This is a genomic window from Streptomyces sp. NPDC051172 (assembly GCF_040682555.1).
GTDB lineage: Bacteria > Actinomycetota > Actinomycetes > Streptomycetales > Streptomycetaceae > Streptomyces.
The window spans coordinates 45,949-63,942 of record NZ_JBFBBE010000024.1 but is presented as its reverse complement, the minus strand read 5'-3'; the positions used below and the strand labels follow the sequence as shown (position 1 = coordinate 63,942).

The window sequence follows — 17,994 nt, the reverse complement described above, 5'->3', positions numbered from 1 at the left end:
CGTCGCCTCCCCGTCGGATCATCCTCAGGGTGGCACGGCGTCCCGGGTAAGCCAACGGTGGGAGCACCGTACGAGTGACTCGCGCTGCTCACGGGCTCTCAGGCGGGCCGCACGATCCCCTGGGCCCGCGCGGCGGCCAGCCACGTCGGGAACTCGCCGACCAGCCGGTCGTACAGCTCGGCGTCGGTCACCCGTGCCGGATCGGATCCGGCGTGGAAGAAGCCTGCGTTGTCGACGACCCGCTTCTGCGGCACCGCCAGCTCGTCCAGCTTGCGCAGGAAGTCGAACTGCTTGCTGCCCGGGTCCCCGAAGCCCACGAACTGCCAGAACAGCGGCAGCCCGGCCGCCTTGCACAGATAGCGTTCCGCGGCGAGCTTGTTGATCGGGCCGCCGTCGGTCTGGAAGACGACCAGGGCGGGGGCGGTCGAGCCGCTGTCGAGGTAGTGGTCGATGACCGCGTCCATCGCCAGGTGGTAGCTGGTCTTGCCCATGTGTCCGAGCCCGGCCACGATCTGCTCGATCCGGCCCTCGTGGCCGGCGAGCGCGATCTCGGTCTCGGCGTCGACGTCCGTCGAGAAGAAGACCACCGGCACGCGCCCGTCGTCGTCGAGATGCGCGGACAGTCCCAGCACCCGGTCGGCGAGCGCCTGCACACTGCCGTCCTTGTAGTACGGCTTCATCGACCCGGAGTAGTCGACGACGAGATACACCGCCGCCCGCAGCCCGTCCAGCCCGTGCTTCTGGAGCGACACCCCGGCGCTCTTGTACAGGCTGACCAACGCGGGCGCGGTCTCCTCGATCTTGCGGAGACTGATCGCGGCCATGCTCCCCCTTCGTTCGTGCCGAGGTTACGTCACGCCCGCCCCGCCGCTCCCACCACCCACAGGTGTTCGCTATTTTGTTCGCCGCCGTCCCCACCGGCTCGCCGCCCGTCCCACCCCCTCCGAGGAGCCGGCTGTGGAATCCGAGTCCACCGTCACCACCTGCTACCGCCATCCCAAGGTGGAGTCCCACGTCCGCTGCACCCGCTGCGACCGGTACATCTGCCCGGACTGCATGCGGGAGGCGGCCGTCGGCCACCAGTGCGTGGAGTGCGTGAAGGAGGGCGCGCGGTCGGTGCGGCAGGCACGTACCGCGTTCGGCGGCCGGATCACCTCGGCGCCCATGGTGACGTACGTCCTGATCGGGCTCAATGTGCTCGCGTATCTGGGCGAGCTGGTGCGGTCGTCGATCGTGGACCGGTTCGAGATGCTGGGCCGCGGGCTGGTCGGACCGGACGGCGGCCACTACATGTGGGTGGCCAACCACCCCTCGGCCTACCACGCCGAAGGGGTCGTCGCCGGTGAGTGGTACCGCATGCTGACCGGCGCGTTCCTCCATCTGCCGGTCACCGGGGGCACGTTCGGGATCCTGCACATCGTGATGAACATGGTGTCGCTGTGGAACATCGGCCGGGTGGTGGAGTCCCAGCTGGGCCGCATCCGCTACATCACGCTCTATCTGCTGTCCGCGCTCGGCGGCTCGGTCCTCGTGCTGCTGGTCGCTCCCGACACCCCCACCCTCGGCGCGTCCGGCGCGATCTTCGGCCTCGGGGCGGCGTACTACGTGATGGCGCGCCGCCTGGGCGCCGACATGAGCCAGGTCAACCGTTTCATGGCGGGCCTGCTGCTGTGGCTGCTGATCTCCGCGGGCCTCACCTCCTGGCAGGGCCACCTCGGCGGGCTGCTGGCCGGCGGTGTGGTGACCCTCGCCTACGCCTACGCACCCCGTGACCGACGCCGCAACCTCGTCCAGGCGGGCGCCTGCGTCGCCCTGCTGGCGCTCCTTGTGGTCCTGACGGTCGCGAAGGCCACGGAACTGGCGGCCTGACCGGGCACGGGAAAAGCAGGTGTCCGGCCGACGGGGCCGACCGTACGCTTCCGGCCATGTCCGAACATCCGTGGTTCGTCATCGAACCGGAAGACGTCGACGAACTCGAACTGACCGAAGACGACCGCGCCTTCGCGGCCGCGCCGGGCGAGCGCACCGCCGGTTGGACCGAGGCCCGCGTCGACGGCCGGCTCGACCGGACCGACGATGCGCTGGTCGCCTGTCTCTCCTTCGGCGACCCCGGGGCCCGACGCCATCTGATCGACGTCGGTGTGCACTTCTACGGCGGCCGCGTCCGCGGTGACCGTCTGCACAACCAGTCGTTCCTCCTGACCGACCGTCCCTCCGCCTGGGCGCTGGAGGCCACCGGCACGGTCGACGAGCCGCCCGACCGGTCGGCGCGGTGGTTCCGGTCGGTGCTGGACAAGCCCGTCGTGCTGTACGTCTGGCTGAACGACGACCGGTACGCGTACGCGGCGCGCTTCGCCCATGCCGACGACGACCGGACGATCAGCCAGATGTACAACAAGGACCTGGCCCCGGCCGGTCAGGCGGAGGAGCTGATCGCAGTCGGCGGCAAGGGCTGGCTCCAGACCGTCGGCCTGCCCGCGCCCACCCTCCACCAGCATGTCCGCGGTGACCGCAGCAAGGCCGTCGTACCGGCCGGGGCGCGGGCCGTCACCGAGCGCGGCCCGCTTCACGGGGTCTGGTACGAGTAGGCCCGCCCGGAGGCGGACATGCAACGACGCCTGCCCAGCGTCCGGTCGGGGACAGTCGGGCAGGCGCCGTCTCGGGGGGTCTGGGGGGTATCCCCCCAGATATCCCGCCCGTACGCCTTTGTACGGGACGCATATGAGGGACCGTCAGGCCATCAGGGCCCGGTCCGTCGGGCGGATCGGGGCCGGCAGGTCGCTGGCGCCCGTGAGGAAGCGGTCGGTGCCGCGGGCGGCCGAGCGGCCCTCCGCGATCGCCCACACGATGAGCGACTGGCCGCGGCCCGCGTCACCGGCGACGAACACGCCGGGCACGTTGGTCTGGAAGTCGGCGTCGCGGGCGATGTTGCCGCGCTCGTCGAGCTCCAGGCCGAACTGCTCGACCAGGCCGTTCTCCCGGTCGGTGCCCGTGAAGCCCATCGCCAGCGTCACCAGCTGGGCGGGGATCTTGCGCTCCGTGCCCGGCTTCGGAGTCAGCCTGCCCTCGATGAACTCCACCTCGGTCAGGTGCAGCCACTGGACGTTGCCGTCCTCGTCGCCCTCGAAGTGGGTGGTGGAGACGGAGTAGACCCGCTCGCCGCCCTCCTCGTGCGCGGACGTGACCTTGTAGAGCATCGGGAAGGTCGGCCACGGCTGGGTGACGTTGTTCCGCTCGTCGTTCGGGCGGGGCATGATCTCCAGCTGCGTGACGGAGGCCGCGCCCTGGCGGTGGGCGGTGCCCACGCAGTCCGCGCCGGTGTCGCCGCCGCCGATGACCACGACGTGCTTGCCCTCGGCCGAGATCGGGGAGGTGACGTAGTCGCCCTCCTGGACCTTGTTCGACAGGGGCAGGTACTCCATCGCCTGGTAGATGCCCTTGAGCTCGCGGCCGGGGACCGGAAGGTCACGGGCGGTCGTCGCACCGGCGGCGATGACGACCGCGTCGTAGCGCTTCTTCAGGTCGGTCGCCCTGAGGTCGCGGCCGATCTCGATGCCGGTGCGGAAGCGGGTGCCCTCCGCGCGCATCTGCTCGATACGGCGGTTGATGTGCCGCTTCTCCATCTTGAACTCGGGGATGCCGTACCGGAGAAGGCCTCCGATGCGGTCCGCTCGCTCGTAGACGGCGACGGTGTGGCCGGCCCGGGTCAGCTGCTGGGCGGCGGCCAGGCCCGCGGGGCCCGAGCCGATGACCGCGACCGTCTTGCCGGAGAGGCGCTCGGGGATCTGCGGGGCGACGTCCCCGGTCTCCCACGCCTTGTCGATGATCGAGACCTCGACGTTCTTGATGGTCACCGGCGGCTGGTTGATGCCCAGCACACACGCCGACTCGCACGGAGCGGGGCACAGCCGGCCCGTGAACTCCGGGAAGTTGTTCGTCGCGTGCAGACGCTCCGACGCGGCCGACCAGTCCTCGCGGTAGGCGTAGTCGTTCCACTCGGGGATCAGGTTGCCCAGCGGGCAGCCGTTGTGGCAGAAGGGGATGCCGCAGTCCATGCACCGGCTGGCCTGCTTGCTGATGATCGGCAGCAGGGAACCGGGAACGTAGACCTCGTTCCAGTCCTTCAGACGCACCTCGACCGGGCGGGACTTGGCGACCTCACGGCCGTGGTTCAGGAAGCCCTTCGGGTCAGCCATTGATCGCCGCCTCCATCATCTTCTCGGTGATCTCGGACTCGGAGAGTCCCGCCTGCTCGGCGGCGTCCTTGGCGGCGAGCACTGCCTTGTACGTGCTGGGGATGATCTTGCTGAAGCGGTCCACGGCGGTGTCCCACTCGGCCAGGATCTTCTCGGCGACGGTCGAGCCGGTCTCCTCCTGGTGACGGCGCACCACGTCGTGCAGCCACTGCTTGTCGGTGTCGTCGAGGGCCTCGACGGCGCTGACGTTGCCGACGTTGACGTTGTCGACGTTCAGGTCGATCACGTACGCGATACCGCCGGACATACCGGCCGCGAAGTTGCGGCCCGTCTCGCCGAGGACCACAGCGCGACCGCCGGTCATGTACTCGCAGCCGTGGTCGCCCACGCCCTCCGAGACGACCGTCGCACCGGAGTTGCGGACGCAGAACCGCTCGCCCGTACGACCGCGCAGGTACAGCTCGCCACCGGTCGCGCCGTAGGCGATGGTGTTGCCCGCGATCGTCGAGTACTCGGCGAGGTGGTCGGCGCCCCGGTCCGGGCGGACGATGACACGGCCGCCGGAGAGGCCCTTGCCGACGTAGTCGTTGGCGTCACCCTCAAGGCGCAGCGTGACACCGCGCGGCAGGAAGGCGCCGAAGGACTGGCCCGCGGAGCCGGTGAAGGTGATGTCGATGGTGTCGTCGGGCAGGCCCGCACCGCCGAACTTCTTCGTCACCTCGTGGCCGAGCATGGTGCCGACCGTGCGGTTGATGTTGCGGATCGCGACCTGCGCGCGCACCGGCTGGGCGTCGGTCGCGGAGTCCGCGGCCAGGGCGTCGGCGGCGAGCTTGATCAGCTCGTTGTCGAGCGCCTTCTCCAGGCCGTGGTCCTGCGCGATGACCTGGTGGCGGACCGCGCCCTCGGGCAGCGAGGGCACGTGGAACAGCGGCTCCAGGTTCAGGCCCTGTGCCTTCCAGTGGTCGACGGCACGGGTGACGTCGAGCGCCTCGGCGTGGCCGACGGCCTCCTCGATGGAGCGGAAGCCCAGTTCGGCGAGGATCTCGCGGACCTCTTCGGCGATGTACTGGAAGAAGTTGACGACGTACTCGGCCTTGCCGGAGAACCGGTCCCTGAGGGTCGGGTTCTGGGTGGCGATACCGACCGGGCAGGTGTCCAGGTGGCAGACGCGCATCATGACGCAGCCGGAGACGACGAGCGGCGCGGTCGCGAAACCGAACTCCTCGGCGCCGAGCAGCGCGGCGATGACGACGTCACGACCGGTCTTCAGCTGGCCGTCGGTCTGGACGACGATACGGTCGCGCAGGCCGTTGAGCAGCAGCGTCTGCTGGGTCTCGGCGAGACCGAGCTCCCAGGGACCGCCCGCGTGCTTCAGCGAGGTCAGCGGGGAGGCACCCGTACCGCCGTCGTGACCGGAGATCAGGACGACGTCCGCGTGCGCCTTGGAGACACCCGCGGCGACCGTGCCTACGCCGACCTCGGAGACCAGCTTGACGTGAATCCGCGCCTGCGGGTTCGCGTTCTTCAGGTCGTGGATCAGCTGGGCCAGGTCCTCGATGGAGTAGATGTCGTGGTGCGGCGGCGGGGAGATCAGGCCCACGCCCGGGGTCGAGTGACGCGTCTTCGCGACCCACGGGTAGACCTTGTGGCCGGGCAGCTGGCCGCCCTCGCCGGGCTTGGCGCCCTGGGCCATCTTGATCTGGATGTCGTCGGCGTTGACCAGGTACTCGGAGGTCACACCGAAGCGGCCGGAGGCCACCTGCTTGATGGCGCTGCGCCGGGCCGGGTCGTAGAGACGGTCCGGGTCCTCGCCGCCCTCACCGGTGTTGGACTTGCCGCCCAGCTGGTTCATGGCGATGGCGAGCGTCTCGTGCGCCTCGCGCGAGATGGAGCCGTAGGACATGGCGCCGGTGGAGAAGCGCTTGACGATCTCGGAGACCGGCTCGACCTCGTCGATGGAGATCGACGGACGGTCCGACTTGAAGCCGAAGAGGCCGCGGAGCGTCATCAGCCGCTCGGACTGCTCGTTGACGCGCTCGGTGTACTTCTTGAACACGTCGTAGCGGCCGGTGCGCGTGGAGTGCTGGAGGCGGAAGACCGTCTCCGGGTCGAACAGATGCGGCTCGCCCTCACGGCGCCACTGGTACTCGCCCCCTATGTCGAGGGCGCGGTGGGCCGGCGCGATACCGGAGGCCGGGTACGCCTTCGCGTGGCGGGCGGCGACCTCCTTGGCGATGACGTCGATGCCGACGCCGCCGATCTTGGTGGCCGTGCCGTTGAAGTACTTCTCGACGAAGGCCTCGTCGAGACCGACGGCCTCGAAGACCTGGGCGCCGCGGTAGGAGGCGACCGTCGAGATGCCCATCTTGGACATGACCTTCAGAACACCCTTGCCGAGGGCGTAGATCAGGTTGCGGATGGCCTGCTCGGGCTCTATGTCCGAGAGGAATGTGCCCGCGCGGACCAGGTCCTCGACGGACTCCATCGCCAGGTACGGGTTGACCGCCGCGGCACCGAAGCCGATGAGCAGCGCGACATGGTGGACCTCGCGGACGTCGCCGGCCTCGACCAGCAGGCCCACGTGGGTGCGCTGCTTGGTGCGGATGAGGTGGTGGTGGACGGCCGCGGTGAGCAGCAGCGACGGGATCGGCGCGTGCTCGGCGTCCGAGTGACGGTCCGACAGGACGATCAGCCGGGCGCCGTTGTCGATGGCCGCGTCGGCCTCGGCGCAGATCTCCTCGATGCGCGCGGCGAGGGCGTCACCGCCGCCGGAGACCCGGAACAGGCCGGAGAGGGTCGCGGCCTTGAAGCCGGGCATGTCGCCGTCGGCGTTGATGTGGATGAGCTTGGCCAGCTCGTCGTTGTCGATGACCGGGAAGGGCAGGGTGACCGAGCGGCACGAAGCGGCCGTCGGCTCCAGCAGGTTGCTCCCCGGGCCGAGGGACGAGCGCAGCGAGGTGACGAGCTCCTCGCGGATCGCGTCCAGCGGCGGGTTGGTGACCTGCGCGAACAACTGGGTGAAGTAGTCGAAGAGCAGCCGCGGCCGGCTGGACAGCGCGGCGATCGGCGAGTCCGTACCCATCGAACCGATCGGCTCGGCACCGGCCTTGGCCATTGGCGCGAGGATGACGCGCAGCTCCTCCTCGGTGTAACCGAAGGTCTGCTGGCGGCGGGTGACCGAGGCGTGGGTGTGGACGATGTGCTCGCGCTCGGGCAGGTCGGAGAGCTCGATCTCCCCGGCCTCCAGCCACTCGGCGTACGGGTGCTCGGCGGCGAGGCCGGCCTTGATCTCGTCGTCCTCGATGATGCGGTGCTCGACCGTGTCGACGAGGAACATCCTGCCGGGCTGGAGGCGGCCCTTGCGGACGACCTTGGAGGGGTCGATGTCGAGGACGCCGACCTCGGAGCCGAGGACGACCAGGCCGTCGTCGGTGACCCAGTAGCGGCCGGGGCGGAGGCCGTTGCGGTCGAGGACCGCGCCGACCTGCTTGCCGTCGGTGAAGGTGACGCAGGCCGGGCCGTCCCAGGGCTCCATCATCGTGGAGTGGAAGTTGTAGAAGGCGCGGCGGGCCGGGTCCATGGAGTCGTGGTTCTCCCACGCCTCCGGGATCATCATCAGCACGGAGTGCGGCAGCGAACGGCCGCCCAGGTGCAGGAGTTCGAGCACCTCGTCGAAGGACGCGGAGTCGGAGGCGTCCGGCGTGCAGATCGGGAAGACCCGGTCCAGGCCCTTTTCGCCGAAGAGGTCGGAGGCCAGCTGCGACTCGCGGGCGACCATCCAGTTGCGGTTGCCCTTGACGGTGTTGATCTCACCGTTGTGCGCGACGAAGCGGTAGGGGTGCGCGAGCGGCCACGACGGGAAGGTGTTCGTGGAGAAGCGCGAGTGGACCAGCGCGATGGCCGACGCGAAGCGGCGGTCGGAGAGGTCCGGGAAGAAGGGCTCCAGCTGGCCGGTGGTCAGCATGCCCTTGTAGACGATCGTGCGAGCGGAGAGCGACGGGAAGTAGACACCGGCCTCACGCTCGGCGCGCTTGCGCAGCACAAAGGCCTTGCGGTCGAGGGCGATGCCCGTAGCAGGCACAGCGGCGTTGTCCGTGACGAAGATCTGCCGGAAGGCGGGCATCGTCGAACGGGCGGTGGCGCCGAGCAGTTCGGGCGCGACCGGGACCTCGCGCCAGCCGAGGACGGCGAGGCCCTCGTCGGCGGCGATCGTCTCGATCTGTGAGGTGGCCTCGGCCGTGCCGTCCTCCGGCAGGAAGGCGATACCGACGGCGTAGGCACCGGCCGCGGGCAGCTCGAATCCGGCCACCTCACGGAAGAAGGTGTCGGGAACCTGGGAGAGGATTCCGGCGCCGTCACCCGAGTCGGGCTCGGAGCCGGTGGCGCCGCGGTGCTCCAGGTTACGCAGCACCGTCAGGGCCTGCTCGACCAGGGTGTGGGACGCCTCGCCGGTGAGGGTCGCCACGAAGCCGACGCCGCACGCGTCGCGTTCGTTGCGGGGGTCGTACATACCCTGCGCAGCAGGGCGAGCATCCATGAAGGACCAGTTCTGGCCATTCGCGGAGTGCTGGGACGGCTGGCGCGGCGTACGCATCGGCTCTCCCGTCGTCGTCTCAAGTGGCTGGGGGCCCCTCCCAGGCTCTTAAGGCTCTGGGGGAGCAGATTGCCGAGGGACGACGTTGGCCCTCTGCTGGGTGCAAAATTTCGTGCAGGTTACATGATGGAGCGGTTCTCGGGAATCGGGATATTCCGTTCCAGCATGCGGACACCGCGCGGCTGCAGTGCGGGTACCGCGCCTGCGGTGGAAGCTATGGGGGACCGAGTGGGACAGATCAGTGTCCATCGGCCCGAAACACGGGGAGGGCTGCGTCGCCCTTCCCGTGGATGCGCGGCAGGCCTCATTGCCCACAGCGCTTACGGCTCATGCCCGGTGGTTAAGCATTCGAAACCAGCGAGTAACGGCTACTTATGCGGCCCAACGCATAACTTGTAGCCGCCCTATCCTACGGCCGTTCCGAACACGATGCCCAGGGCGTACGTCACACCGGCCGCCGCAGCGCCCAGCGCGAGCTGCCTGAACCCGCTGAACCACCAGCTCCGCGCGGTCACCTTGGCCACCACGGCACCACAGGCGAACAGCCCGAAGAACGCGAGCAGCAGGGCCGGCCACAGCGCGGTCGCACCGAGCAGATACGGCAGTACGGGCAGCAGGGCGCCCAGCGCGAAGGAACCGAACGAGGACACGGCGGCGACGAGCGGCGAGGGCAGGTCCCCGGGGTCGATGCCGAGCTCCTCACGGGCGTGTATCTCCAGGGCCTGCTCGGGGTCCTTCGACAGCTGCCGGGCCACTTCACGCGCCAGCTCCGGCTCGACGCCCCGGGCCTCGTAGAGCGCCGCGAGTTCGGCCTCCTCGTCCGCCGGGTGCTTCCTCAGCTCGGCCCGCTCCACATCCAGCTCGGCCTCGACGAGCTCACGCTGCGAGGCGACGGAGGTGTACTCCCCGGCGGCCATGGAGAAGGCACCGGCGGCGAGCCCCGCGAGCCCGGTCAGCACGATGGTCTGCTGAGCCACGGCCCCGCCCGCGACGCCGGTCATCAGCGCGAGGTTGGAGACCAGCCCGTCCATCGCACCGAAGACCGCGGGTCGCAGCCAGCCGCCGTTCACATCCCGGTGGGTGTGGTTGTCGCGGTGCGCCACGTGCAGCGCGGCCTCGGTCTCGATGATCGCCATTGCGGGATCCCCCAGGGAAGCTAAGCCAAAGCTAACTTTGGACAAGTTCTACTCTTCGACAACAGGAAACCTACGCCCCGAATTCCCCTCCCGCCAGCAAGGAAAGGCTCGGCTAACCTGCAGCTTTACCTCTCCGTGCTCACTCGTGCGCGTCTGCGCACAGATGTCGACCGGGTGACATGGCTCTGTCCCAGGCGCAGGTCAACCGCCGACGGTGGGACACATGGGCAAAGGGTTCGCGCCCTGTGCGAGCCCCCTCCCGGAGAGGCCGCGTATGGCATCGATCGCCTGCACTCCCCCGGTCCCGTCGCCCGGAAACGCCACCGGCCTCCGCGAGCGGGCGCGCGGCGCGCTGCTGGGCCTGGCCGTCGGGGACGCGCTCGGGGCCCCGGCGGAGAACCTGAAGCCGTCGCAGATCCGTGCCCGCTGGGGCCGCATCACGGGTTATGTGACGGACAAGCCGGCCGGCACGGACGACACCGAGTACGCGATCTTCTCCGGCCTGCTGCTGGCCCGGCACGGCTCGGCACTCACCCCCTCCCACGTGGAAGCGGCCTGGCACAAATGGATCGCGGACCGCGACGAAGGCCCCTTCCGGGGCGCGGGCTTCAGCGAACGCGGCACCCTGGAGAACCTCCGCCGCGGCCTCGCCGCCCCCATCTCGGCCCAGCACCGCCACGCCTGGAGCGACGGCCTGGCCATGCGCGCGGCGCCCTTCGGCGTCTTCGCCGCGGGCCGCCCCGCCGAGGCGGCCCGGCTGGCGGCGATCGACGGCTCGGTGAGCCATGACGGCGAGGGCATCTACGGCGGCCAGGCGGTCGCGGCGGGGGTGGCCGCGGCGATGGCGGGCGCACCGACGATCGCCGTCGTGGCCTCCGCCCTGGCCGTCGTCCCGGACGACTCCTGGACGGCCCGCTCGCTGCGCCGGGCCGTGGCGGTGGCCCACCGCGGCGAACGGGCGGTCCGCTCGGCGGTCGTCATCGGCGGCTACCCCTGGACCGACCTGGCCCCCGAGGCGGTCGCCCTGGCCTTCGGCGCCTACGCGGCGGCGGACGGCGACTTCCGCGACGCGGTGCTCACTGCGGTCAACATGGGCCGGGACGCGGACACGACGGCAGCGGTGGCGGGCGCACTGGCCGGAGCGACCCAGGGGATCTCGGCGATCCCCCCGGCCTGGGCGACGGCCATCGGCCCGGCCCGGGGCAGCTGCCTGCCGGCCATGGCGGGCCACCACGTACTGGAGGTGGCGGACCTACTGGTCCCGGACGAGGGTGCGGCCGCGGCCGCAAGGGCTCTGACCGCCTTGACTCCGGCCGCACCCGACGGGACGGAGACGTCCGGATGAGCCCGCCCGCCCCCTGGAACGAGGGAACGCCGGAGCCGACCGAACCCGCCCCACAGGAGCCACTTGCATCCGAGGCGGAAGCCCACCCAGCCACCCCCACGGCGAACGGCGTCGAGCCCCCTCGACAGGGACCACCCACACCCGACCACAAACCCCGCACGGCCGACTCCGCAGCCGCCAACGGCGAAAGCCCCCCACAGGGGCCACCCGCACCCGACCACAAACCCCGCACAGGCAACCCCGCAGCCGCCAACGGCGCGAACCCCCCACAGGGACCACCCACACCCGCCGACGAAAGTCGCACGGGCGGTGCGGGTGGGAAGCAATCCGCCGATGGCGAAGCCGAGGCGGCCGAGCCCCGGCACCCGCAGGGCCCCGCCCGGGTCGGAAGGACCGTCGGGCTTCTGCTCGGCCTGGCTGCAGGCGACGCCGCCGGCTGGCCCGCCGCCCGCCACCGAGCAGCCCGTATGCCCGAGTGGACACGCCGCCTCACCCGCGAACTCGACACCTTCGCCGAACAGAACGCCACCACCACCCTCCCCGTCCCCATCGCCCTGAACCAACCCCCCGAACCCCTCCGTCTCGGCCCCTCCGACGACGCCGAGTGGGCGGCCTTCGCCGCAGAGGCACTCCTGCGCGCCGGCGACGACTCCGCCCTCGCCGACCTCAGCCGACAACGCCGTACGAGAGCCGCCATCGACCTCACCTGGAACGCCCTCGCCAGCGAGGTGGCCGCCGCAGCGGACCGCGCCCCGGAGGTCGAGTCCGCCGTCCTCCCCCTCCGCGCCCGTATCTCCGTACGCGCCGGCCTCGGCAACCTCGCCACCGGCCTGCGCCCGCCCGCCACCGGCCACGACAACCCACACTACTTCGACGACGCGGCCTGCGTACGGGCCTGCGTACTCGCCGTGGCCCACCCCGGTGCCCCCCGACTCGCCGCGGACCTGGCCGAGTTCGACGCCCGCTACACCCAGGACGGCGACGGAGTGCACGGCGCCCGGGCCATGGCGGCGGCACTCGCACTCGCGCTGGTCGGCGCGGACGTCGAGACCTGCGTCGATGCGGCCCTCTCCGAGCTCCCCGAGACCACGGAGATCGGCCGCAACGCGCGCCACGCCCTCAGGCTGGCCGCCGACGCCGAGACCGCCTTCACCCTGGTCCCCCTCCTGGAACACCAGATCGTCGACCACGTCTACAGCTACGGCATCGCCGCAGCCGAAACGGTCCCCGTGGCCCTGGCCCTGACCGCCGCGTCGAACGGCCGTATCGCCGAAGCGGTACCGGCCGCGGCCTGCCTCTCCCGGGTCGCCGACTCGGCCCCGGCCCTGGCGGGCGCCCTCACCGGCGCGCTGGGCGGCGGCGCGTCGATCCCCGCCACCTGGCGGGAAGCCTGCCGCACCCTCTCCGGCTGCGCACTCCCCCGCCTCACCGGCACCGACCTGGTGGAACTCGCCGAACTCCTGGAAGCCACACAACCGGCCCCACCAGGAGGATGATTCGGGCCATGAGGCCCAAAAACCCCAGAACCAGCCTCGAGGACCGGATCACCGGGGCCCTCGTGGGCGCGGCGGTGGGCGACGCCCTCGGCGGCCCCGTCGAGGGCTACTCCCCCGACCAGATCCTCGAACGCCACGGCGGCCGCGTCCACGGCATCGTCGGCCCCTGGAACGGCGACGCATGGCGCACGGCCCGCCCCCTCGCGCCGTACCACAAGGGCGACGGCCACGTCACCGACGACACCTTGATGACGCACGCCCTGATCCGGGTCTATGACCGGGTCCGCGCCCATCTCGACGCCCACGCGATCGCCGACCACCTGGTCCCCGACCTGATGACGACCCCCCGCTGGATCCCGGAACTGGAGCAGGAGGCCCTCCCCCTGCACCGCATCTTCCTCGCGGAGAAGTGGCTGGTGGCACGCCTCCACTACGGGCATGTCGACCCCCGCGAGGCCGGCGTCGGCAACATCGTCAACTGCGGCGCGGCCATGTACATGGCCCCGGTGGGCCTGGTGAACGCGGCCAACCCCACGGCCGCCTACGCCGAGGCGATCGACATCGCGGGCGCCCACCAGTCGTCGTACGGCCGCGAGGCGGCAGGTGTCTTCGCGGCGGCGGTGGCCGCGGCGACCACCCCCGGGGCAACCCCGGACTCGGTCGTCACCACGGCTCTCTCCCTCGCGAAGGACGGCACCCGCACGGCGATCGAGAAGGTCTGTGAGGCGGCGTCCCCTCACACGGACTTCGAATCGGCCCTGATTCCGCTACGGGAAGCAGTCGCCCCTTACGACACGGTCGGCCCGGACTACCGCACCCCCTCCCTCGGGGCCCGCCGCCCGTCCCGCCTCCACTCCATCGAGGAACTCCCCGTCGCCCTGGGCATGTTGCTGGTCTCCCGCGGCGACTACCGCCACGCGGTCCTGGGCGCCGTGAACTACGGCCGCGACTGCGACTCGATCGCGGCGATGACCGGCGCGCTCGGCGGGGCCCTGGGTTCGCCGGTCCCGGAGGACTGGTCGAAGCCGGTGGCGGAGGCAAGCCGCCTGGACCTGTGGCAACCGGCGACGACCCTCACCGCCGTAACCCGCGAGATCTTCGAACGGGACGTACACCGCCGCAGAGCCCACGAGTCGGCGTTCACGACCATCGGAGACCCAAGATGCTCCGACTGACCTGGGTCCAGCCGGAGGACCTGATCGGCCACGAACTACGCCAGGCGGCCCTGGACGGCCGCGAGCCATCGGCGATCGCAGCGAGATGGCGTGCCGCCGGCGGCACGGAGGCCCCCCTGCACGCAGGCGCGTCAACGAAACCGGCGTCGCGTTATCTACGGCTGCTGGCAAAGGACTTGCTTGACGAACTGGCGGACCTGCCAAGCAAGTTGGCGGACGCCGAACCAACGGACCTGGCAGGGATCAAATCCCAGTGCCCGGACTGGCCGAGCTCTGAAAGCCTCGGTAGCTGCGGGCAGTCGTGCCGCGGGGGCGGCTCCCGGCCCGAAGAGAGCGGCACCCCGCCGGCGCGGGCAAGCGGAACGCCCCCGACAGCGCCTCCCACCCAGGCCCGTCTGGAAGCCGCCTGGCTGGGCCGAGCCGTCGGCTGCCTCCTGGGCAAACCCGTGGAGAAACTCCCCCTGGAAGCCATCCGCCAACTGGCCCAAGCCACCGGCAACTGGCCCCTGAACACCTACTTCACAGCCCGCGGCGTGCCAGAAGACCTCCTCTCGCAACACCCCTGGAACCGCCGCTCGGCAACAACCTCCCTCGCCGAGAACATCGACGGCATGCCCGAGGACGACGACCTCAACTACCCCCTCCTCAACCTCCTCCTGCTCAGGCGCCACGGCAAACACTTCACCCCCACCGACGTAGCCGAGCTCTGGCTCACGGAACTCCCGGCCGGCCGTACCTTCACCGCCGAACGCATCGCCTACCGCAACCTCCTCCTCGGCCTGGAACCACCCCACACGGCCCGCCACCGCAACCCCTTCCGCGAATGGATCGGCGCCCTCATCCGAGCCGACGTCCACGGCTGGACCAACCCCGGCGACCCGGCCGCCGCGGCGGAACAGGCCCACCGCGACGCCACCCTCACCCACACCGCCAACGGCGTCTACGCGGCGATGTTCACGGCAGCCACCATCGCGCAGGCAGCCACCGCCGCCCATGACGTCCACGCCTGTCTGCGCACCGGCCTGACGGTGATCCCACCCCGCTCCCGCCTGGCCCGAGCCGTCCGCCACGCCATCCAACTCGCTGAGAAACACGACGACTTCGACACCGTCGTGGACGAGCTCCACGCCACCCACGCCGACACCCACCACTGGGTCCACGCCGTCCCCAACACGGCCCTGATCGCCGCCGCCCTCACGCACGCGAACGGCGACTTCTCCGGCTCCATCTGCCTTGCCGTGTCGGGCGGTTGGGACACGGACTCCAACGGCGCCACAGCAGGCAGCATCGCCGCCCTCCTCACCGGCAACCCCCTCGCCCTGCCCGACCGCTGGACCACCCCCCTCAAGAACCGACTGGCCACCTCCGTCGGCGACTTCAACGGCATCGGCTTCGACGCCCTGGCCCACCTCACCCACCGGGAGGCATCCCGCCCATGACCCACATCGTCGTACCGGGCAGCAGGAACACGGAACTCGTCACCTACGTCGAGAAGGCCCCGCAGCGCGGAGAGACCGTCACGGGACGGGAGTTCCGTACGATCCCCGGCGGCAAGGGCGCCGACCAGGCGTTCGCCGCGGCCCGCGCGGGCGCCACCGTCTCGATGATCGGCGCGGTGGGGAACGACGCCTTCGGCACCCGTCTCCGCTCCACCCTCGAAGACTCCGGCGTCGACACCGACCTTCTCCGTACCGCCGAAGGCTCCTCCGGCACCGCGGCCCTGCTCGACCAGGTGCCGGAGGTGGTCGTCACCCTCGGCCCGGACCCGACGGGCGCGGCCGCGGCGCTCTCCGTCCAGCGGCCCGGCGCGTCGACGTCGATGCCGTGCCGCCCGGAGAGCGAAGCGCAGTTCGCGTCATGAACGAAGCCCCGCTCACCGGCCTGCGCGTCCTCGACCTCGCCACCCTCTTCGCCGGGCCGCTCGCCGCCACGATGCTCGGCGACTTCGGCGCGGAGGTCATCAAGGTGGAGCACCCGGCGAAGCCCGATCCCTCCCGTGGCCACGGCCCGTCGAAGGACGGCGTCGGCCTCTGGTGGAAGCTCCTCGGCCGCAACAAACAGACCATCACCCTCGACCTGTCGAAGCCGGGCGGCCGCTCCACCCTGCTGCGTCTCGTGGCCACCGCCGATGTCGTCATCGAGAACTTCCGTCCCGGCACGCTGGAGAAGTGGGACCTGGGCTGGGCGGAGCTGTCCGCCGCCAACCCCCGTCTGATCCTCACCAGGGTCACCGCCTTCGGCCAGTTCGGCCCGTATGCGCACCGCCCCGGCTTCGGCACCCTCGCCGAGGCCATGAGCGGTTTCGCCGCGATCACCGGCGAACCGGACGCACCTCCGACGCTGCCGCCCTTCGGCCTCGCCGACTCCGTCGCCGGTCTGGCCACCGCCTACGCCGTCATGACCGCGCTGTCCGCCCGCGACCGTACCGGCGAGGGCCAGGTCGTCGACATGGCGATCATCGAACCGATCCTGACCGTCCTCGGCCCCCAGCCGACCTGGTACGACCAGCTGGGCTACGTGCAGCAGCGCACCGGCAACCGGTCCGCCAACAACGCGCCCCGGAACACCTACCGCACCGCCGACGGCACCTGGGTGGCCGTCTCCACCTCGGCGCAGTCGGTCGCGGAACGCGTCATGTGCCTGGTGGGCCGCCCGGAGCTGATCGACGAACCGTGGTTCGCGACGGGCGCCGACCGCGCCCGGCACGCCGACGTCCTGGACGAGGCGGTCGGCAGCTGGATCGCCGAGCGCACCCGCGACGAGGTCCTCGCGGCCTTCGAGAAGGCCGAGGCCGCGGTCGCACCCGTCCAGGACGTACAGGACGTGATGACCGACCCGCAGTACGCGGCCCTGGACACGATCACCACCGTCGACGATCCCGACCTGGGCCCCCTGCGCATGCAGAACGTCCTCTTCCGCCTCTCCGCCACCCCTGGCGCAATCCGCTGGCCAGGCCGCCCTCACGGCGCCGACACCCAGACCGTCCTGACCGGCCTCGGCCTCACCCCGACCGAACAGACGACCCTGCGCGAGGAGGGCGCCGTATGACGCAGAACCTCCTCCTCCGCCCCACCGCCCCCGCCCCAACCCACCGGCCAGGCCGCCCCCACGGCGCCCACACCCAGACCGCCCTGACCAGCCTCCGCCTCACCCCGACCGAACAGACGACCCCGCGCGACGAGGGCGCCGTATGACAGCGCCCCCGCTCACCTGGCTCTACGCCCCCGGCGACCGCCCCCACGTGGTCGCCAGGGCTCTGACCGCCGGTGCCGACGTCGTCGTCATCGACCTGGAGGACGCGGTCGCCCCGGACCGCAAGGAGTACGCGCGCGCGGCCACCGCCGAGCTGCTCTCCGCCCCGCAGCCGGTCCCGGTGCACGTCCGCGTGAACGCCCTGGACGGCCCGCTGGCGTCCCGGGACCTGGAGGCGGTGGCCGGGCGGCCCGGCCTCTCGGGGCTGCGCCTGCCGAAGGTCACCTCCCCCGAGCAGATCATCCGCACCGCTGCACGCTCCACGCCCGCCGCCGAAGGCGCGCCCGCTCTGTACGCCCTCCTGGAATCCGCCCTGGCAGTCGAGCAGGCCCATGCCATCGCCTCCGCCCACCCCGCCCTGCGCGGTATCGCCCTCGGAGAGGCGGACCTCCGGGCCGACCTTGGGGTACGCGAGGACGCCGGCCTCGACTGGTGCCGTTCCCGGATCGTCGTCGCCGCCCGGGCTGCGGGCCTGCCCCCGGCACCGCAGTCGGTCCACCCGGACATCCGCGATCTGGAGGGCCTGGCGGCCTCCTGTGCCCACGGCCGCACTCTGGGCTTCCTGGGCCGCGCGGCCATCCACCCCCGCCAACTCCCCATCATCGAGCGGGCCTACCTCCCCACGGAGCGGGAGGTCGAGGAGGCCGAGACGATCGTCAAGGCGGCGATGACCCAGCAGGGCGCCCAGGCCCTGCCGGACGGCAGGTTCATCGACGCGGCGATGGTGACGGCAGCGCACCGCACGCTGTCACTCGCCCGCCGGAACTGAAGACGAGGGCGCCCGGACCTCGTGGCCCGGG

At 71.2% G+C, this 17,994-nt stretch carries 13 protein-coding genes and 1 pseudogene; 10 read left to right on the top strand and 4 right to left on the bottom strand.

The window, feature by feature from the left end; genetic code table 11:
- Positions 1–98 precede the first annotated feature (98 nt).
- Entirely contained in the window at positions 99–824 is a 726-nt protein-coding gene (locus AB0N07_RS17180) for a VWA domain-containing protein (RefSeq protein ID WP_365835693.1), read from the bottom strand.
- Positions 825–957: 133 nt separating this feature from the next.
- Here AB0N07_RS17180 and AB0N07_RS17175 point away from each other — a divergent pair, with 133 nt between their 5' ends.
- Together AB0N07_RS17175 and AB0N07_RS17170 are read left to right on the top strand one after the other, a co-directional pair.
- Positions 958–1,869: a rhomboid family intramembrane serine protease gene (locus AB0N07_RS17175; protein WP_365835691.1), complete on the top strand. Its 912-nt coding sequence runs from the start codon at positions 958–960 to the stop codon at positions 1,867–1,869.
- Between the two features lie 56 nt (positions 1,870–1,925).
- Positions 1,926–2,588, top strand: coding sequence for a hypothetical protein (locus AB0N07_RS17170; RefSeq protein ID WP_365835689.1), 663 nt, complete (start codon positions 1,926–1,928; stop codon positions 2,586–2,588).
- A 144-nt stretch (positions 2,589–2,732) separates the two neighbouring features.
- Here AB0N07_RS17170 and AB0N07_RS17165 read toward each other — a convergent pair whose 3' ends face one another.
- From AB0N07_RS17165 to AB0N07_RS17155, 3 genes are all read right to left on the bottom strand, one after another.
- Positions 2,733–4,196, bottom strand: coding sequence for a glutamate synthase subunit beta (locus tag AB0N07_RS17165; RefSeq protein ID WP_365835687.1), 1,464 nt, complete (start codon positions 4,194–4,196; stop codon positions 2,733–2,735).
- Positions 4,189–8,790 (bottom strand): glutamate synthase large subunit, encoded by a 4,602-nt coding sequence (gene gltB, locus AB0N07_RS17160; protein ID WP_365835685.1) that lies wholly within the window; start codon positions 8,788–8,790, stop codon positions 4,189–4,191. Before gltB ends, AB0N07_RS17165 begins: the two co-directional genes overlap by 8 nt.
- Before the next feature lie 404 nt (positions 8,791–9,194).
- Positions 9,195–9,926 carry a VIT1/CCC1 transporter family protein gene (locus AB0N07_RS17155; RefSeq protein WP_365835683.1) on the bottom strand — a complete coding sequence of 244 codons (732 nt, stop codon included), beginning with the start codon at positions 9,924–9,926 and terminating at the stop codon, positions 9,195–9,197.
- 274 nt (positions 9,927–10,200) lie between these two features.
- On the opposite strand from AB0N07_RS17155, the gene AB0N07_RS17150 reads away from it, so the two are divergent.
- The 8 genes and pseudogenes from AB0N07_RS17150 (at position 10,201) to AB0N07_RS17115 (ending at position 17,963) form a co-directional block, all read left to right on the top strand.
- The gene (locus AB0N07_RS17150) at positions 10,201–11,271 is read left to right on the top strand and encodes an ADP-ribosylglycohydrolase family protein (RefSeq protein WP_365835681.1); all 1,071 of its coding nucleotides are present in this window, start codon (positions 10,201–10,203) and stop codon (positions 11,269–11,271) included.
- Positions 11,268–12,767 (top strand): ADP-ribosylglycohydrolase family protein, encoded by a 1,500-nt coding sequence (locus AB0N07_RS17145; RefSeq protein ID WP_365835679.1) that lies wholly within the window; start codon positions 11,268–11,270, stop codon positions 12,765–12,767. Before AB0N07_RS17150 ends, AB0N07_RS17145 begins: the two co-directional genes overlap by 4 nt.
- A gap of 8 nt (positions 12,768–12,775) precedes the next feature.
- Positions 12,776–13,942, top strand: coding sequence for an ADP-ribosylglycohydrolase family protein (locus tag AB0N07_RS17140; RefSeq protein ID WP_365835677.1), 1,167 nt, complete (start codon positions 12,776–12,778; stop codon positions 13,940–13,942).
- Positions 13,930–15,381 carry an ADP-ribosylglycohydrolase family protein gene (locus tag AB0N07_RS17135; protein WP_365835675.1) on the top strand — a complete coding sequence of 484 codons (1,452 nt, stop codon included), beginning with the start codon at positions 13,930–13,932 and terminating at the stop codon, positions 15,379–15,381. Before AB0N07_RS17140 ends, AB0N07_RS17135 begins: the two co-directional genes overlap by 13 nt.
- Positions 15,378–15,659 (top strand): annotated as a pseudogene (locus tag AB0N07_RS17130) (PfkB family carbohydrate kinase); the annotation flags it as partial. The gene AB0N07_RS17135 and the pseudogene AB0N07_RS17130, both read left to right, overlap by 4 nt.
- 140 nt (positions 15,660–15,799) lie before the next feature.
- Positions 15,800–16,990, top strand: a complete 1,191-nt coding sequence (locus AB0N07_RS17125) for a CoA transferase (RefSeq protein ID WP_365835673.1) — start codon at positions 15,800–15,802, stop codon at positions 16,988–16,990.
- Positions 16,987–17,136 carry a hypothetical protein gene (locus AB0N07_RS17120; protein ID WP_365835671.1) on the top strand — a complete coding sequence of 50 codons (150 nt, stop codon included), beginning with the start codon at positions 16,987–16,989 and terminating at the stop codon, positions 17,134–17,136. The genes AB0N07_RS17125 and AB0N07_RS17120 overlap by 4 nt, the downstream gene beginning before the upstream one ends.
- The gene (locus tag AB0N07_RS17115; protein WP_365835669.1) at positions 17,133–17,963 is read left to right on the top strand and encodes a CoA ester lyase; all 831 of its coding nucleotides are present in this window, start codon (positions 17,133–17,135) and stop codon (positions 17,961–17,963) included. Before AB0N07_RS17120 ends, AB0N07_RS17115 begins: the two co-directional genes overlap by 4 nt.
- Positions 17,964–17,994: the final 31 nt, after the last annotated feature.

Coding starts and splice junctions, on each gene's coding strand:
- AB0N07_RS17165 (WP_365835687.1), bottom strand. CDS start 4,196: ATGGCTGACCCGAAGGGCTTCCTGAACCACGGCCGTGAGGTCGCCAAG.
- gltB (WP_365835685.1), bottom strand. CDS start 8,790: ATGCGTACGCCGCGCCAGCCGTCCCAGCACTCCGCGAATGGCCAGAAC.
- AB0N07_RS17145 (WP_365835679.1), top strand. CDS start 11,268: ATGAGCCCGCCCGCCCCCTGGAACGAGGGAACGCCGGAGCCGACCGAA.
- AB0N07_RS17155 (WP_365835683.1), bottom strand. CDS start 9,926: ATGGCGATCATCGAGACCGAGGCCGCGCTGCACGTGGCGCACCGCGAC.
- AB0N07_RS17140 (WP_365835677.1), top strand. CDS start 12,776: ATGAGGCCCAAAAACCCCAGAACCAGCCTCGAGGACCGGATCACCGGG.
- AB0N07_RS17150 (WP_365835681.1), top strand. CDS start 10,201: ATGGCATCGATCGCCTGCACTCCCCCGGTCCCGTCGCCCGGAAACGCC.
- AB0N07_RS17180 (WP_365835693.1), bottom strand. CDS start 824: ATGGCCGCGATCAGTCTCCGCAAGATCGAGGAGACCGCGCCCGCGTTG.
- AB0N07_RS17120 (WP_365835671.1), top strand. CDS start 16,987: ATGACGCAGAACCTCCTCCTCCGCCCCACCGCCCCCGCCCCAACCCAC.
- AB0N07_RS17115 (WP_365835669.1), top strand. CDS start 17,133: ATGACAGCGCCCCCGCTCACCTGGCTCTACGCCCCCGGCGACCGCCCC.
- AB0N07_RS17170 (WP_365835689.1), top strand. CDS start 1,926: ATGTCCGAACATCCGTGGTTCGTCATCGAACCGGAAGACGTCGACGAA.
- AB0N07_RS17135 (WP_365835675.1), top strand. CDS start 13,930: ATGCTCCGACTGACCTGGGTCCAGCCGGAGGACCTGATCGGCCACGAA.
- AB0N07_RS17125 (WP_365835673.1), top strand. CDS start 15,800: ATGAACGAAGCCCCGCTCACCGGCCTGCGCGTCCTCGACCTCGCCACC.